12 protein-coding genes are annotated in these 16378 nt (G+C 72.0%); 7 read left to right on the forward strand and 5 right to left on the reverse strand.

The window, feature by feature from the left end; genetic code table 11:
• Positions 1-107 precede the first annotated feature (107 nt).
• Positions 108-920: a TetR family transcriptional regulator gene (locus ACWEBX_RS20795; RefSeq protein WP_451886306.1), complete on the reverse strand. Its 813-nt coding sequence runs from the start codon at positions 918-920 to the stop codon at positions 108-110.
• A gap of 136 nt (positions 921-1056) precedes the next feature.
• Positions 1057-2862: a 3-hydroxyacyl-CoA dehydrogenase family protein gene (locus tag ACWEBX_RS20800; protein WP_451886307.1), complete on the reverse strand. Its 1806-nt coding sequence runs from the start codon at positions 2860-2862 to the stop codon at positions 1057-1059.
• Between the two features lie 371 nt (positions 2863-3233).
• On the opposite strand from ACWEBX_RS20800, the gene ACWEBX_RS20805 reads away from it, so the two are divergent.
• Positions 3234-3818, forward strand: a complete 585-nt coding sequence (locus ACWEBX_RS20805) for an adenylosuccinate lyase (protein WP_451886308.1) — start codon at positions 3234-3236, stop codon at positions 3816-3818.
• 45 nt (positions 3819-3863) lie between these two features.
• Here the strand turns inward: ACWEBX_RS20805 and ACWEBX_RS20810 are convergent, their stop codons facing one another.
• The 3 genes from ACWEBX_RS20810 to ACWEBX_RS20820 all read right to left on the reverse strand — a co-directional run bounded on the left by ACWEBX_RS20810 (position 3864) and on the right by ACWEBX_RS20820 (position 7378).
• Positions 3864-4466, reverse strand: a complete 603-nt coding sequence (locus ACWEBX_RS20810; protein WP_451886309.1) for an N-acetyltransferase family protein — start codon at positions 4464-4466, stop codon at positions 3864-3866.
• Between the two features lie 60 nt (positions 4467-4526).
• Positions 4527-6110: an alpha/beta hydrolase gene (locus ACWEBX_RS20815; RefSeq protein WP_451886310.1), complete on the reverse strand. Its 1584-nt coding sequence runs from the start codon at positions 6108-6110 to the stop codon at positions 4527-4529.
• 218 nt (positions 6111-6328) lie between these two features.
• Entirely contained in the window at positions 6329-7378 is a 1050-nt protein-coding gene (locus ACWEBX_RS20820) for an Rv2578c family radical SAM protein (RefSeq protein ID WP_451886311.1), read from the reverse strand.
• Positions 7379-7570: 192 nt separating this feature from the next.
• On the opposite strand from ACWEBX_RS20820, the gene ACWEBX_RS20825 reads away from it, so the two are divergent.
• The 6 genes from ACWEBX_RS20825 to ACWEBX_RS20850 all read left to right on the forward strand — a co-directional run bounded on the left by ACWEBX_RS20825 (position 7571) and on the right by ACWEBX_RS20850 (position 16369).
• Positions 7571-8014 (forward strand): SRPBCC family protein, encoded by a 444-nt coding sequence (locus ACWEBX_RS20825; protein ID WP_451886312.1) that lies wholly within the window; start codon positions 7571-7573, stop codon positions 8012-8014.
• A 227-nt stretch (positions 8015-8241) separates the two neighbouring features.
• On the forward strand, positions 8242-10632 hold the full coding sequence (locus tag ACWEBX_RS20830; RefSeq protein ID WP_451886313.1) for an MFS transporter: 2391 nt from the start codon (positions 8242-8244) through the stop codon (positions 10630-10632).
• Positions 10633-10810: 178 nt separating this feature from the next.
• The gene (locus tag ACWEBX_RS20835) at positions 10811-13267 is read left to right on the forward strand and encodes a SpoIIE family protein phosphatase (protein ID WP_451886314.1); all 2457 of its coding nucleotides are present in this window, start codon (positions 10811-10813) and stop codon (positions 13265-13267) included.
• A 171-nt stretch (positions 13268-13438) separates the two neighbouring features.
• Positions 13439-14164, forward strand: a complete 726-nt coding sequence (locus ACWEBX_RS20840; protein ID WP_451886315.1) for a class I SAM-dependent methyltransferase — start codon at positions 13439-13441, stop codon at positions 14162-14164.
• A gap of 74 nt (positions 14165-14238) precedes the next feature.
• Positions 14239-15072, forward strand: a complete 834-nt coding sequence (locus ACWEBX_RS20845; RefSeq protein WP_451886316.1) for a M55 family metallopeptidase — start codon at positions 14239-14241, stop codon at positions 15070-15072.
• Positions 15065-16369, forward strand: coding sequence for a M20/M25/M40 family metallo-hydrolase (locus ACWEBX_RS20850; RefSeq protein WP_451886317.1), 1305 nt, complete (start codon positions 15065-15067; stop codon positions 16367-16369). Before ACWEBX_RS20845 ends, ACWEBX_RS20850 begins: the two co-directional genes overlap by 8 nt.
• The last annotated feature ends 9 nt before the right edge of the window (positions 16370-16378 follow it).

Consider the following 16378-nt stretch of genomic DNA (forward strand, 5'->3'; position numbering starts at 1 on the left):
CGACCCGCAAAGCACTCAAACCAGGGCACAAAAAACGCCGGACGCGCTCGAAGTGAGCGTGTCCGGCGCGTGGTCGGAGAAGTGGACCGTCCTTGGACGGCGGGCCGCTACGACCGTTCCTTGAGGGCCTGCTCGATGGTGCGCATCACCTGGTCCAGCGGGGCGTCGACGCGGGCGACGGTCACCAGGACGTCCCCCTCGGTGAAGGACGAAGCCGCCGCCGGTCGCGGCGCGGTCTCCCGTCCCGCGCCGATCCCGGTGCCGAACGTCTTGCGGACGATGGCGAAGGCGTGGTCGAGCTGGGTCTCCACGTCGCCCTGGCCGCCGGCCCGCAGCCACCGCCGCAGGACGTGGTTGTGGGCCGTGACCACGGCCGACGCGGCGACCTCGGCGAGCAGGGGATCGTCGTTGGCGTCGTCGTCGTGCGCGTGCTCGTCGAAGTGGCCGAGGAGATAGCGGGTGAAGAGCCGTTCGTAGCGGGCCACCGAGGCGATCTCGGCCTCGCGCAGCGTCGGCACCTCGCGCGTCAGCTTGTAGCGGGAGACGGAGATCTCCGGCTGGGCCGCGTACATCTTCATGACTTCCTTGATGCCGCGGCACACGGTGTCGAGCGGATGCTCGTGCGGGGGCGCCGCGTTGAGCACCGCCTCGGCCCGGATCAGGGTGTCGTCGTGATCGGGGAAGATCGCCTCTTCCTTGGAGCGGAAGTGGCGGAAGAACGTCCGGCGGGCCACTCCGGCCTGGGCCGCGATCTCGTCGACGGTGGTCGCCTCGTACCCCTTGGCGGCGAACAGCTCCATGGCCGCGGCCGCCAGTTCCCGGCGCATCTTGAGGCGTTGGGCCGCCGCGCGACTGCCCGCGGCGCTCTCCGGCGCGTCGGGCGTGGCTGGTGTACGTGAGGACCTGGCGGGCTGGGGCATGCCCCGAACGTACTGCATGTGCGCAGGAGAGCGCGCATGTCCGGGGATCCCCCCGCCCTGGAAGGGCGGGGGGTGTCCGGCGGGGCCCAGCAGTCCGCCCCAGTCGGCGTCGTCAGCGAACCAGTCGCCCGGACCCTCAGCGGCGGGCATATTCGCGGAAGCCGCGGCCCGTCTTGCGGCCGAGGCAGCCCGCGGCCACCAGGTGCTCCAGGAGCGGGGCGGGGGCCAGTCCCGGGTCCCGGAACTCGCGGTGCAGGACCTTCTCGATGGCCAGCGAGACATCGAGCCCGACCACGTCGAGCAGCTCGAACGGCCCCATCGGGTAGCCGCCGCCCAGCTTCATCGCCGCGTCGATGTCGTCCAGCGAGGCGTAGTGCTCCTGCACCATCTTGATCGCGTTGTTCAGGTACGGGAACAGCAGCGCGTTCACGATGAAGCCGGCCCGGTCACCGCAGTCCACCGGGTGCTTGCGGATCTTCGCGCAGACCTCGCGCACGGTGGCGTGCACGTCGTCCCCGGTCAGCACGGTCCGCACGACCTCGACGAGCTTCATCGCCGGGGCCGGGTTGAAGAAGTGCATGCCGATGACGTCCTGCGGGCGCGAGGTGGCGCGGGCGCAGGCGACGACGGGCAGCGAGGACGTGGTGGTCGCGAGGATCGCGCCGGGCTTGCAGACCTTGTCGAACGTGCCGAAGAGCTGCTGCTTGACCTCCAGGTCCTCGGCGACGGCCTCCAGCGCCAGGTCCACGTCGGCGAAGTCGTCGTAGCTGCCGGTCGGCGTGATCAGCTCCAGGGTCCGCGCCGCCGCCTCGGCCGTCATGCGGCCCTTGTCGACGGAACGGGAGAGCGACTTGCCGATACGGGCCTTCGCGGTCTGCGCCTTCTCCTCGGTGCGGGCGGCGAGGACGACCTCGTACCCGGCCTTGGCGAAGACCTCGGCGATCCCGGAGGCCATCGTGCCGGAGCCGGCGACACCCACCGAGCGGACCGTGCGGCCCTCCGCCAGGACGGCGCCCTCCAGCGGCGTGAGCGCGTCCCGCACGACGGCGTCGCTGCCCGGGGCCTCGTACGAGTAGAAGCCGCGGCCGGACTTGCGCCCGGTCAGGCCCGCCTCGCTGAGCTGCTTGAGGATGGGCGCGGGGGCGTGCAGCCGGTCGCGCGACTCGGAGTACATCGCCTCCAGGACGGTCCGCGCGGTGTCCACGCCGATCAGGTCGAGCAGCGCGAGCGGGCCCATGGGCAGTCCGCAGCCGAGCTTCATCGCCGCGTCGATGTCCTCGCGGGAGGCGTACTTCGCCTCGTACATCGCGGCCGCCTGGTTGAGGTAGCCGAACAGCAGCCCGTCGGCGACGAAGCCGGGGCGGTCGCCCACCGCGACCGGCTCCTTGCCGAGTTCCAGGGCCAGGTCGGTGACCGCGCCGACGGCCGTCGGCGCGGTGAGCACCGAGGAGACGACCTCGACGAGCTTCATCGCGGGCGCCGGGTTGAAGAAGTGCAGACCGAGCACGCGCTCGGGGTGGGCCGAGTCGGCGGCCAGACGCGTCACGGACAGGGCGTTGGTGCCCGTCGCGAGGATCGCCTCACGGCGCACGACGCCGTCGAGTGCCCGGAAGACCTGCTGCTTGATCTCGTACGACTCCGGGGTCACCTCGATGACGAGGTCGGCGTCGGCGGCGGCCGCGAGGTCGGTGAAGGTGCGGAAGCGGGCGAGGGCGTCGGTGCGCTCCGCGTCGCTCAGGTGCTCGCGGCGCACGGCGCGGGCGGTGGAGGCTTCGAGGGTGGCCACGGCCTGGGTGGCCGCGGCTTCGCTGATGTCGATGCCGATCACGTCACGGCCGGCCCGGACCAGGACCTCGGCGATGCCGGTGCCCATGGTGCCGAGGCCGACGACGGCGACGGTCTTCAGCGGGGACAGAGGGGTGTCGGACAGGGGAGTGGCCATCGCGGGACTCCAGAAATTGGTGACGACTGAGGAGCGCACGCGGGTACGCCGACAGGCGCACACCGTGCGGAGGTTGCGGGTGTTTCCGGGCTGACGAGCGCACACGCCCGGTGCCGTCCCGGGGCGCCGTCGAACGGGCGCCCATGGGCGGTGAAAGCCGACCGGCCCTGTCCCGGAGCCATGTCGTACTGAGAGGTACCTGAAGTACCGAACCGACTGCGCTCACGGTGGCTGCGTCACCAGGCCACCGAGAGGTGAGACACGAGTGGGTAACTCGCTCGTCTGAGCTTAACCCGCCGGTAACGAGCGCGCCAGCCCCCGACTTTGTGATGTACGTCCCCGCACCTCACGGGCTTGCCTAAGCTCGCCCCATGGACGAAGCGTTGCGATCGCTCACGGAGCGTCTGCGGACCGAGGCCGGGTCCGGCGCCTCGGCGGCATACGAGCGTCTGGTGGGGACGAAGGACCCCGAGATACTCGCCGCGGCGCTGACCGAGCCGGGACAGCCGCTCTGGGCGCGGGAGTTGGTCGCCTTCCGGCTCGGCACGGCAGGGGACCGGCGGGCCTTCGAAGCACTCGTCCTGCTGCTCAACCATCGCGATCCGCACCGCTGCGCGTCCGCCGCCCGCGCCCTCGCCCGGCTCGGTGACCCGCGCACCGCCCGCGCCGCCGCGGCGCTCGCCACCAATGAGCTGCGGGTCGCGTACGCGCTCCAGCCGGTGCGGCTCCTGGTCGAACTGCGCGCGCCCGAGGCCGTACCCGCGCTGATCACCACCCTGGAGCGCAGGCTGCGCCCGCACGACCCCTACCGCAAGGTCGCCCTCGCGTGCGCGGAGGGGCTGGGCGTCCTGGGCGACGCGCGCGCCAGACGGGTCCTGAACGAGGCGCTGGCCCACCCGGCACTCGCGGAGACGGCCGTGCGGGCGCTGGCCCGGCTGCCCGAGGGCCGGATCTAGGGCCTGTCCGGCAATTCCCGTCCGGCAGTTTCCGTCCGGCCGGCCTTAGGCCCGTTCCGGGCCCGGCTCCGCCGGTGCGTGTGCCCGGTCGGGGCCGGCGCCGGTCAGCACGCGGGCGTAGCGCACCTCCGGCACCTCGACCCCGGCCGCCTCGAAGGGTTCCTCGGCGCCGTCGGGGCCGAAGCCGGCTCTCTCGTAGAAACGGCGGGCCGGGGCGTTCTCCTTGAGGACCCACAGCAGCATGCGCTCGTGCCCGGCCGCCGCGCAGCGGTCCACCGACTCCCGCAGCAGGGCGTGCCCGATCCCCTGGCCCAGCATGTCCGGGTGTACGTAGATGGCGTACAACTCGACGTCCCTGGAACGGACTTCGTCGTCCCGGTGCGGTCCGTGGCAGGCCCAGCCGACCACGGATCCGGCGCGCTCCGCGACCAGGTTCACGACGGACCCGTCGCCCTGTACGAGGCGGTCGCGCCGGCGCGCCGCGTCCTCGGCCACGCTGAGTCCGTCCAGGTACGACTGCGGCATCAGGCCCTTGTACGCGTTCTGCCAGCCGCGCACCCGGATCTCGGCCACGCGCGCGCAGTCGGCGAGGGTCATCTCACGGACCCGCGGCCCGTCGGGGGCGGAGGCGGTCGTCGGCTCGTTCATGGGTCCATCGTGGACCATGGGTCCGACAGCGCCCCCGACGGGCTTGCGGGCGGGGGAGGTTCAGCCCCGGTAGCCGAGCAGCCCGTGCAGGGTCGAGCCCTGCGACGAGGAGGACGCGGCCTTCGCGGTCAGCGGCTTGGGGTCGGGCAGCGCCTTGCACACCGCGTCGGCCTCGCCGCTGCCGTGCGGCACCGTGCCGTCGGTCAGATAGGCGGCGAGGTACTTGTCGAGGCAGGCGTTGCCGCTCAGCGTGATGCCGTGGTTGCCGCCGCCCTGCTCGACCACCAGGCTGGAGCCGCGCAACAGGTGATGGACGGTCACCCCTCCCTCGTAGGGAGTGGCCGCGTCGTCGGTCGCCTGGAACAGCAGCGTCGGAGGCAGCTTGCGGTTGGAGATGTCCACCGGCCGGAGCGAGTCCGTGGACCAGAACGCGCACGGCGCGTTGTACCAGGCGTTGTTCCAGGCCATGAACGGCGCCTTGTCGTACACCGCCCAGTTGTCCTCGCGCCACTGGCTCCAGTCGCGCGGCCAGGACGCGTCACGGCACTGGACCGCCGTGTAGATGCTGTAGCCGTTGTCGCCCGAGGCGTCGACGGCGCCGAAGTTCTCGTACGCCTCGACCAGCGCGTCCGACTTCTTGTCGTTCACGTAGGACGCGAACGCCTCGGCGAGGTAAGGCCAGTAGCCGTTGTAGTAGCCGCCCGGGATGAAGGTGTCCTCCAGCTCGGAGGCGCCCACCTTGTTCTGGGCGGGGTCCTTGGCGAGCGCCGCGCGCATCGCGTACCACTTGGTCTCGACCGCGGCCGGGTCGGTGCCGAGCTTGTAGGCCGCGTCGTTCTTCGCGACCCACGCCAGGAACGCCAGGTGGCGGTCGTTGAAGGCGTAGTCCTGGCCGATGTTGTCGTCGTACCACACCCCGGTGGGGTCGACGATGGAGTCGAGGGCCAGCCGGCGTACCCGCTGGGGGTAGAGCTTGGCGTACACGGCTCCCAGATAGGTGCCGTACGAGTAGCCGAAGTAGTTGATCTTCTTGGCGCCGAGGGCGGCCCGGATCGCGTCCATGTCGCGGACCGCGCTCACCGTGTCGAGGTACGGCAGCAGGTTCTCGTACTTCTTGGCGCACGCCACGGCGAAGTTCCTCGCGCGGGCGAGGTTGGCCTTCTCGATGGCCCTGGTGCTCGGCACGGTGTCGGGGCGGACGGGCTTGAAGTGCCCCGGCTCGCAGTCCAGGGCCGGTGTGCTCTTGCCGACTCCGCGCGGGTCGAAGCCGATGACGTCGTACTGCGCCGCCACGGCCTCGGGCAGCGCGGAGGCGACGAAACCGGCCAGGGTCAGTCCGCTGCCGCCGGGACCGCCCGGGTTCACCAGCAGCGGTCCCTGGTACGTCTTGGCGGTGTGCGGGACGCGGGACAGGGCGAGGGTGATCCGCTCGCTGTAGGGGTTCGTGTGGTCCAGCGGCACCTTCACGGACGCGCACTGGAGCGTCGGATAGGTGCTGGTGCCGCACTTCTTCCAGACGGGTCCGGCGGTCCGGGTGGTGGGCGGTGCGGCGGCGGGGCCGGTGCTCGCGTCGGCGGGGATCGAGGTGATCATCCCGGCCAGCACGACGGCCGCCCCGCACAGCGCGGCTGCGTGTTTCTTCACAAGGCCTCCCAGGACGGAGGAATCTGAGCCGTGCACGCCACGGCCTTCGCCGTATCGTGCCGGGCGGTGGTCCTGGAAGAACGTGTTCCGGCGAGACTCGACCCGATTGGATCGCCCGATGCGCTCGGATGCCGTCACGCGCCGTACCCGCGGCCTTCGGGGAAGGGGTCGCGCGCGGGGGCGCGCGACAGGCCGCCGTGACGGGTCGTCATCGGCCTTCAGAGCAGCGTCAACTGCGTCGGTTCCGGGGTGACGGGAGCCGGTGCGTCCACGGGCTCGGACGGGGCGGTCCGGCGCGGCATTCCCGCGCGCGTGGGGCCGATGCCGTACTCCTGTGCCAGCTCGTGGACCTGACGGGTGATCCGGCGCTGGTACCACTTCGGGGCGTACGCGCCCTCCGCGTACAGCCGCTCGTAGCGCCGTACGAGATGGGGGTGGTGGTGCTCCAGCCAGGCCATGAACCACTCGCGTGCGCCGGGCCGCAGATGCAGCACCAGAGGGGTCACCGAGGTGGCTCCCGAAGCGGCGACGGCCCGTACGGTGGCGCGAAGCTGGGCGGGGTGGTCGCCCAGGAAGGGGATCACGGGGGCCATGAGGACACCGCAGCCGATGCCGTGGTCCGTCAGGGTCCGGACGACGTCCAGGCGGCGCTCGGGGGCCGGGGTGCCCGGCTCCACGGTGCGCCACAGCTCGCCGTCGGTGAAGCCCACGGAGACCGAGATCCCGACGTCGGTGACCTCGGAGGCCTGCTTCAGCAGATCGAGGTCGCGCAGGATGAGCGTGCCCTTCGTCAGGATCGAGAAGGGGTTCGCGTGGTCGCGGAGGGCCGCGATGATGCCGGGCATGAGCCGGTAGCGGCCCTCGGCGCGCTGGTAGCAGTCGACGTTGGTGCCCATGGCGATGTGCTCGCCGAGCCAGCGGCGCGAGGCGAGCTGGCGGCGCAGCAGTTCCGGAGCGTTGACCTTGACCACGATCTGCGAGTCGAAGCCGAGGCCGGTGTCGAGGTCCAGATAGCTGTGCGTCTTGCGGGCGAAACAGTAGACGCAGGCGTGTGAGCAGCCTCGATAGGGGTTGACCGTCCACTCGAACGGCATCCGGGAGGCCCCCGGCACCCGGTTCACGATCGACCGCGCCCGGATCTCGTGGAACGTGATCCCCCGGAACTCCGGCGTGTCGAACGTCCTCGTCGTGACCGCGTCCGCGCCGAACAGAGCGGCGTCCCGGGCGGGGCCCCCGGCGGGGTCCGCTGTCAGGTTCTCCCAGCGCATGGCGCCTCCTAGGTAGTACTGGACAGAGAATAGAACACATGTTCCCTTGATCGTGCGACTTGATTCCCGAGTCGCTCCGCGCGATTCCCGAGTCGTTCCGCGCGCACCCACGGGCACCCCGATTTGGGCGGCCGGGGCGCCGGGTGGTTGGCTGGCCGTACATCCCGGGAACCAAGTGCTGGAGGAAGTGCCATGGCGCAGGTCGAGGCCACGACGGAGCGGGTCATCGCGGCGGACGCGGAGGCGGTGTTCGACGCCCTGGCCGACTACAGCGGCACACGGCCGAAGCTGCTGTCCGAGCACTTCAGCGAGTACGAGGTGCGCGAGGGCGGCGACGGCGCGGGCACCCTCGTGCACTGGAAGCTCCAGGCCACGAGCAAGCGTGTCCGCGACTGCCTGCTGGAGGTGAGCGAGCCCACCGACGGCGAACTCGTCGAGAAGGACCGCAACTCCTCCATGGTCACCACCTGGCGTGTCACCCCGGCCGGCGAGGGGAAGTCGCGCGTCGTGGTCACCAGCGTGTGGAACGGCGCGGGCGGCGTCGGCGGCTTCTTCGAGCGGACCTTCGCACCCAAGGGCCTCGGCCGCATCTACGACACCCTGCTCGCCAACCTCGCGGCGCACGCCGAGAAGTGAGCCCCGCCCTCCGGGACCCGGCGGTTCCCGGAGGCTCAGGTACGGCCTCCGGGCGGTGACTTGAGGGTCGCGGCCGCCAAGAGGCCGCTCCCGAAAGCGTGTTGTGCCCTCACCGTTTCGGGTGGATCTCCCTCCCGCACGACGCTGTGCCGTAACTCGTCACGCTTGCCGGAAGTTGTCGCGATTGGCGGCAATTGTGCGGCAGGCGCGACGAGGGGAGCGGACACGTGGGCGGGATCACTCCGGTGCGGGACGAGCCGGCCCTCGCAGCCGCGCTCGACCCCGCTCCGCCGGCCGCCGAACCCGTCGGGCCGACCCCGCGACAGGTGCGGCTGATCCTCTGCGGACTGATCCCGGCCCTGCTCCTCGCCGCGCTCGAGCAGATGATCGTGGCCACCGCGCTCCCGAGGATCGTCGGAGAACTGCACGGCCTCGACAGGATGTCCTGGGCGATCACCGCCTACCTGCTCACCTCCACCGTCGCCCTCCCCGTTTACGGCAAGCTCGGCGACCTCCACGGCCGCAAAGGCGTCTTCCAGTTCGCCATCGCCGTCTTCGTCGTCGGCTCCGCGCTCGCCGGACGGGCGCGGACCATGGACCAGTTGATCGCCTTCCGCGCCGTCCAGGGCGTCGGCGCCGGCGGACTCATGATCGGCGTGCAGGCGATCATCGCGGACATCGTGCCGCCGCTCCGCCGCGGCCGGTTCATGGGGCTGATCGGCGCCGCGTTCGGACTCGCCTCGGTCGCGGGCCCCCTGCTCGGCGGCTACTTCACCGAGCATCTGTCCTGGCGGTGGTGCTTCTACGTCAACGTGCCCTTCGGCCTGCTCACCCTGGCCGTCGTCACCGTCGTCCTGAAGCTGCCGAAGCCCGCCGTCCGAGGACGAGTCGACATCCTCGGCATCCTGCTCCTCGCCGCAGTCTCCACCTGCCTGGTCCTGCTGACCAGTTGGGGCGGCACCACGTACGCGTGGAGCTCGCGGACCGTCCTCGCCCTCGCGGCGGGCGCGGTCGTCACGACGGCGCTCTTCCTCGTCGTCGAGCGGTTCGCGGTCGAACCCCTCATCCCGCTCAGGCTGTTCAGGGACCCCGTCTTCAACGTCACCGCGCTCGTCGGCCTGGTCGTCGGAGCCGCGCTCTTCGGAGCCGCCGGCTACCTCCCCACCTTCCTGCAGATGGCGGACGGCGCCGGCGCCACGGAGTCCGGGCTCCTCATGCTCCCCATGATGGGCGGCATCGTCGTCGCCTCCGTCGTCTCCGGGCAGATCGTCAGCCGTACCGGCCGCCACAAGGTCTTCCCGGTGCTCGGCTGCGCCCTCTCGGCCGTCGGCATGTGGCTGCTCTCCCGCCTCGACGCCGACACGCCCCGGCCGCAGTACAGCCTCTGGATGGCCGTCCTCGGCGTCGGCATCGGCATGGTGATGCCCGTGCTCGTGGTCGCCGTGCAGAACTCCGTGCGGCCCGCCGACCTCGGCACCGCCACCAGCGCGAACACCTACTTCCGCCAGTTGGGCGGCAGCGTCGGCGCCGCCGTCTTCGGCACGCTCTTCGCCCACCGGCTGGCCGACGCGCTCGCCGACCGCCTCCCCGCGCGCGCGGGCCGGGCGGCCCCGGACCCCGAGTCCATCACCCCGCAGCTCGTCCACGCGATGCCCGCCGCCCTGCGCGCCCCCTACACCGGCGCCTACGTCGAGGCCATGCCGAGGATCTTCCTCTATCTCGTGCCGGTACTCGTCCTCGGCCTGCTCATCGCCTTCTTCCTCAAGGAGAAACCGCTGGTGTCCCACCACGCATCCACCGCAGACCCGGCAGCCACGCGGACGAACGACCGGATTCCCCAGGCGCGTTCGGGATACGCCGCCGGGCTCCCCGTCTGCGGCACGGTGCAGCACCCCGACGGCACCGCCGTGGCGCGGGCCGCGCTCACCCTCATCGACATCGGCGGACAGCAGATCGGCCGGGGCGCCAGCGCGGAGGACGGCCGGTACGCGCTGTCCACGCCCGGGGCGGGCTCGTACGTGCTGATCGCCGCGGCCGGGGGACACCAGCCGCAGGCCGTCTCGGTCACGGTCGGCGAACGGCCGGTGGAGCTCGACGTCGTGCTCGGCGGCGCCGGACGGCTCACCGGCAGCGTTCTGACCGCGGACGGCACCCCCGTCCGGGAGGCCACCGTCACCCTCACCAACGCCCACGGCGAGGTGGTCGCCACCACCCGCAGCGGACGCGAGGGCGGCTACGTCATCACGGAACTGGTGGCCGGCGAGTACACCCTCGCCGTCGGCGCGCCCGCGTTCCGCCCCGCCGCCCTCCCGGTGACCGTCCACGCGGCCCGTGAGACCCGCCAGGACGTCGAACTCGCCGGCGGCGCCGTGCTGCGCGGCACCGTCCGGGCGGGCGGCGGACGGCCCGTGGAGGACGCGCGCGTGACCCTGCTGGACGCCGCGGGCAACGTGGCCGACACCCTCACCACCGGCCCGGACGGGACGTTCCGGTTCATCGACCTGTCGTCCGGCGAGTACACCGTCATCGCCGCCGGCTACCCGCCCGTGGCCACCGTGCTCCAGGTCGCCGGAGGCGGCCGCACGGAGCACGACCTGCAGGTGGGACACGAGGACTGACGCGCGCGTACCCACGTGCCGACCGGGCCCGACAGGCGCCCGGGCGGGCGCACCGCACGCCGGAGGCGCCCCTGTCGGCGCCAATTCCCCCGTTGCCGCACATCGCGACGGGCCGCCGCCGTACGGTGGTCGAGGCGGCACAGATCTTGCGGAGCCGTGGGGAGAGAGGGCCTGGGCCATGGACCGTGGCACCGAAGCGGGCGCGGCTGCCGGCCCCGGAGCCGGGAACGGCGCGACGGAGCACCCCGACGCCGGCCGCATCCCGCTGGCCGTGGTGGTCGTGGACCGCGACGGACTCGTCTCGCACTGGAGCAGCGGCGCACGGCGTCTCTTCGGCGCCCCCAAGGAAGAAGCGCTGGGCCGCCATGCGGTGGACCTGCTCCCGGTCTCCGGGGCGCTCCCCGAGGACGAGGGCGCGACCCCCCTCGGAAGCCGTGCCACGTACGACGGACTCGGGCCCGGCCTGGAGTCCTCCCTGGACGGACATCTCTCCTATCCCGCCGCCGGACGCGCCCGGCTCACCGCGGCCGGTCCCGAGCGGATCGACGTCCTGTGGTGGGCCTACCCGTTGGTCGGTCCCGGCCCGGAGCGGCTGCTCGTGCTCGCCGCCGACGCCGCCGCGATGCGGCACGAGGACGACGACGTCTCCTTCGAACGCATCGCACCCGGCTTCGCGCTGCACACCGACTTCCCCGGCGCCGAGGAACTGGCCCGTCGGCTCCCCGACATCCTGCCCAGCATGAGCGTCGGCGAAAGCGCCCGCATCGTCTCGCAGGTGCTGGAACTGGGCTATCCCGTCCTGGAGTTCAGCCAGAACGACCGGGTGCCCGTCACCCCCGACTGGGGCGTGCCCCGGCGCGCGGAGCGCAGGGCGCGCCGCGAGCGGGCCGTCCGGGCCGCCGTCTCCGGAGCGCCCCTGCCGCAGGAACTCCCGGACGACGAGGGCGAGGACCTCGAGTACGTGGCGGTGCGGGAGCGCCTGGAGTTCCTGAACGAGGTCAGCGGGCGCATCGGCACCTCCCTCGACCTGTCGCGGACCATCGTGGAGGTCAGCCGGGCTGTCGTACCGCGCTTCACGGACGTGGCGGGCACCTATCTGCGCGAGCAGGTCGTCGCCGGTGAGGGCTTCCCCGAAGGCGTCCCCGACACGACCACCATGTGGCACCGGGTCGCCCTGGAGCACACGGACGAGCCGGGCCGCTGGGACGACGTCGTGCCGGTCGGCGAGGCCATGCCCTTCCCGGCGCACACACCCTTCTTCCAGTGCATGACCACCGGCGAGCCCGTCCTCGTGCCGCGCATCAGCCCGCAGATGGGGCACATGATCGCCGCGCAGTTCGAGAAGCGCGACATCAGGCCGCTCATCACCGACCGATCCATGCTGGTCGTGCCCCTCAAGGCCCGTCAGGTGGTGCTCGGGTTCATGATCCTGCTGCGGCATCCCGAGCGTGTCGAGTTCAACGACATGGACCGGGTCACCGGCGCCGAACTGGCCGCCCGCGCGGGCCTGGTGCTCGACAACGCGCGCATGTACACCTATCAGGAGAGCGTCGCCGAGACCCTCCAGGACAGCATGCTGCCGACCATCGAACCCCGTATGGCCGGCTGCGACATCGCCACCCGCTATCTGCCGGGAACGCTCCTCGGGCGCGTCGGCGGCGACTGGTTCGACTCGGTGAAGCTGCCCGGCTCGCGCACCGCCCTGGTCGTCGGGGACGTCATGGGCCACGGCCTCAACTCCGCCGCGATGATGGGCCAGTTACGCACCGCTGTACAGACCATGGCCGCGCTCGACCTGCCGCCCGCCCAGCTTCTGCGCAACCTCGACGACCTCGCCCAGCGCCTCGGCGACACCTACCTCGCGACCTGCCTGTACGCCGTCTACGACCCGATCGCCGGAATGCTGCACCTCGCCAACGCGGGCCACATCCCGCCGGTCCTGGTCCGCGCCGCGGACGGCCGCAGCGAGCTGCTCGACCTGCCGACCGGAGCGCCCATCGGCGTCGGCGGAGTGCCCTTCGAGGCGGTCCGTGTACGGGTGGAGTCCGGGGACCGGCTCGTGATGTGCACCGACGGACTGGTCGAGGTGCGCGGCGAGGACATCGGTGTCGGCCTGGCCACCCTCTGCGAATCCGCCGCCCACCCGGCCGCCTCCATGGACCAGGCCTGCGACACCATCATCCGTGCCCTCAACACGCGGGGCGGGCGCAAGGACGACGTCGCCCTGCTGATGGCCCGGCTCAACGGCATCGGGCCCGAGGCCGTCGCCGAATGGCGCCTGGCGCTCGACCCGGCGGAGGTCGGCAGGGCGCGCGCCGTCGTCCGCGAACAGCTCCACGAGTGGGGTCTGACGGGTCTCGCCGGCAACGCCGAGCTGATGGTCGGCGAGCTCGTCACCAACGCCGTACGGCACGCGCACAGCCGCAGGATCGAGCTGCGGCTCGTTCGCGGCGACACCCTGCTGTGCGAGGTGGACGACGACGACCACACGCTCCCGATCCTGCTCAGCGCGGGTCCTGGCGACGAGTTCGGACGCGGACTGCGGCTCGTCAGCGCGCTGTCCCGCGAGTGGGGCGCCAGCCGCACCGGCGCGGGCAAGACCGTGTGGTTCGAACTGGCCATCCCGCGCGGCTGATCCGTTCGCGGTGCGTTCCGCACGTCAGCGCGGCTCCTGAGGGTGAAGGGGTACGGGCTTCGAATGAGCGGTGAAGGAATGCGCCGGCGGCTTGTCGGCGCACGCCCGGCGCGGTAGACCGATCAGGCCCGCCGGGTCCCGGCGGGCGCGGTCGCGACCCCGGGAGCGGGCATGAGCGTGAGCAGTCGGTACAGGGGAGCCTGGGAGGGCTTCTGGCGCGAGGCCCCCGGCGAACCGGGCGGGGTCCTCTGGGACGCCGAGCCGGCGCTCACGGCCGCGGTCCACCTCGCCCACTTCGAGCCGCACCTGACGGCTCCGGACCTGCCCCTGGTGGACCTCGGCTGCGGCAACGGCACCCAGACCCGCTTCCTGTCCGACCGGTTCCCGCAGGTCCTCGGCACCGACCTCGTGCCCGCGGCGCTCGATCACGCCCGCGGCGCGGATCCGGCGGGCCGGGCCAGGTACCGCCTGCTCGACGCGGCGGACAAGACCGAGACCGAGGCGCTGCACGCGGAGCTCGGCGACGCCAACGTCTACATGCGGGGCGTGCTCCACCAGTCCGAACCGGACGACCGGCAGCCGCTGGCGGATGGCCTGGCCACCCTCGCGGGCGACCGGGGCAGGGTCTTCCTGGTCGAGCTCGCCGAGGCCGCCGGACCGATCCTGCGCGCCCTCGCGCAGAGCCCGGACGGCCCTCCGGCCAAGCTGGCCCCGGTGTTCCGGCACGGCATCGCCCCGGGCGAGGTCGAGGACGCGGCGGTCCCCGAGCATCTGCGCCAGGCCGGCCTCACGGTCCTCGCGAGCGGTGAGCTCCCGCTCTTCACGACCGAGCACACGCCCGACGGCACCCTCATCGAACTTCCGTCGCGGTGGCTGGTGGCCGGACGCCCCGGGTGACGTAGGGGGCCCGGGCCGGCAAGAGTTGTCCACAGGCTCTGCCGGGTCCGGGCCGAAGCGCGTACGGTTTCGGCATGAAGATCCTCATCAGCGCCGACATGGAAGGCGCCACGGGTGTGACCTGGCCGGCCGACGTGTTGCCGGGGACTCCGCAGTGGGAGCGGTGCCGCGCGCTGTTCACCTCGGACGTGAACGCCGCGGTGCTCGGCTTCTTCGAGGGCGGCGCCGACGAGGTGCTGATCAACGAAGCTCATTGGACCATGCGGAACCTGCTGCTGGAGCGGCTCGACGAGAGAGCGGAGATGCTCACCGGGCGGCACAAGTCGCTGTCCATGGTCGAGGGCGTGCAGCACGGGGACGTGGACGGCATCGCCTTCGTCGGCTACCACGCGGGTGCGGGCATGGAGGGCGTCCTCGCCCACACCTATCTGGCGAACTCCATCACGGGCGTGTGGGTCGACGGCGTACGGGCCAGTGAGGGGCTGCTGAACGCGCGCGTCGTCGCCGAGTACGGCGTGCCGGTCGTGCTGGTCACCGGCGACGACGTGGCCTGCGAGGACGCCCTCGGGTACGCGCCCGAGGCGCTGAAGGTCGCCGTGAAGGACCATGTCTCGCGGTACGCGGCCGTGTGCCGCACCCCGGCGAGGACCTCCGCTGACATCCGGGCCGCGGCCAAGGAGGCGGCCGCCCTGGCGGTGCGGCACGAGCCGGTCGCCGGCGGGCCGTTCACGATCGCCCTGGAGTTCGACGCCGAGCATCTGGCCATGGCCGCCACCGTCGTCCCGGGCGTCGACCGTGTCGGCGAGCGGAAGATCGCGTACACCAGCGACACGATGTACGAGGGGATTCGGACCTTCAAGGCGGTCACCACGATCGTCTCGGCCGCGGTGGAGGAGCAGTATGGCTGACGAACGGGCACTCGACGAGGTCGTCCGGTTCACCTCGGACCTCATCCGGATCGACACCACCAACCGTGGCGGCGGGGACTGCCAGGAGCGCCCGGCCGCCGAGTACGCCGCCGCGCGGCTGGCGGAAGCGGGCCTGGAGCCCACGCTCCTGGAGCGCACCAAGGGGCGTACGAATGTCGTGGCCCGGCTGGAGGGCACCGACCCGTCGGCCGACGCGCTGCTCGTCCACGGTCATCTGGACGTGGTGCCCGCCCAGGCCGATGAATGGAGCGTCCACCCGTTCTCCGGGGAGATCCGCGACGGCGTCGTCTGGGGACGCGGCGCGGTCGACATGAAGAACATGGACGCGATGATCCTCTCCGTCGTCCGGTCCTGGGCGCGCGAAGGAGTACGGCCCCGCCGTGACCTGGTCATCGCCTTCACCGCGGACGAGGAGGCGAGCGCCGAGGACGGCTCGGGCTTCCTGGCCGACGAGCACCCCGGACTCTTCGAGGGCTGTACGGAGGGCGTCAGCGAGTCGGGAGCCTTCACCTTCCACGACGGCAGCGGACGGCAGCTCTATCCGATCGCCGCGGGGGAGCGCGGCACCGGCTGGCTCAAACTCACCGCGCGTGGACGGGCCGGGCACGGCTCCAAGGTGAACCGGAGCAACGCGGTGACCCGCCTCGCCGCGGCGGTCACCCGCATCGGCGCCCACGAGTGGCCGCTGCGCATCACCCCGACCGTGCGGGCCGCCCTGACCGAACTCGCGGCCCTGTACGGCGTGGACGGCGGCCTGGACGACGTGGACGCCCTCCTGGGCAAGCTCGGCCCGGCGGCCGCGCTGGTCGAGGCGACCGTCCGCAACAGCGCCAACCCGACGATGCTGAGCGCCGGTTACAAGATCAACGTGATTCCCGGGGAGGCCGTCGCCTACGTGGACGGCCGCTATCTGCCCGGCGGCGAGGACGAGTTCCGCGCCACTATGGACCGGCTCACCGGACCGGACGTGGAGTGGGAGTTCCACCACCACGAGGTGGCGCTCCAGGCACCGCTGGACTCGCCGACGTACGCGCGGATGCGCGCGGCCGTCGAGGAGTTCGCACCCGAGGGCCATGTCGTCCCCTACTGCATGTCCGGCGGCACGGACGCCAAGCAGTTCTCCCGCCTCGGCATCACCGGCTACGGCTTCTCGCCGCTCAGACTCGCGGAGGGCTTCGACTACCAGGCGATGTTCCACGGAGTCGACGAGCGCGTCCCGGTCGACGCGCTCCACTTCGGCGTCCGCGTCCTCGACCGCTTTCTGCGCACGGCCTAGGGGGACGAG

Source organism: Streptomyces sp. NPDC005070, assembly GCF_053600395.1.

Excerpts from the sequence above, each read along its gene's own strand:
- ACWEBX_RS20795 (WP_451886306.1), bottom strand. The coding sequence starts at position 920 with ATGCCCCAGCCCGCCAGGTCCTCACGTACACCAGCCACGCCCGACGCG.
- ACWEBX_RS20800 (WP_451886307.1), bottom strand. The coding sequence starts at position 2,862 with ATGGCCACTCCCCTGTCCGACACCCCTCTGTCCCCGCTGAAGACCGTC.
- ACWEBX_RS20805 (WP_451886308.1), top strand. The coding sequence starts at position 3,234 with ATGGACGAAGCGTTGCGATCGCTCACGGAGCGTCTGCGGACCGAGGCC.
- ACWEBX_RS20810 (WP_451886309.1), bottom strand. The coding sequence starts at position 4,466 with ATGAACGAGCCGACGACCGCCTCCGCCCCCGACGGGCCGCGGGTCCGT.
- ACWEBX_RS20820 (WP_451886311.1), bottom strand. The coding sequence starts at position 7,378 with ATGCGCTGGGAGAACCTGACAGCGGACCCCGCCGGGGGCCCCGCCCGG.
- ACWEBX_RS20825 (WP_451886312.1), top strand. The coding sequence starts at position 7,571 with ATGGCGCAGGTCGAGGCCACGACGGAGCGGGTCATCGCGGCGGACGCG.
- ACWEBX_RS20835 (WP_451886314.1), top strand. The coding sequence starts at position 10,811 with ATGGACCGTGGCACCGAAGCGGGCGCGGCTGCCGGCCCCGGAGCCGGG.
- ACWEBX_RS20840 (WP_451886315.1), top strand. The coding sequence starts at position 13,439 with ATGAGCGTGAGCAGTCGGTACAGGGGAGCCTGGGAGGGCTTCTGGCGC.
- ACWEBX_RS20845 (WP_451886316.1), top strand. The coding sequence starts at position 14,239 with ATGAAGATCCTCATCAGCGCCGACATGGAAGGCGCCACGGGTGTGACC.
- ACWEBX_RS20850 (WP_451886317.1), top strand. The coding sequence starts at position 15,065 with ATGGCTGACGAACGGGCACTCGACGAGGTCGTCCGGTTCACCTCGGAC.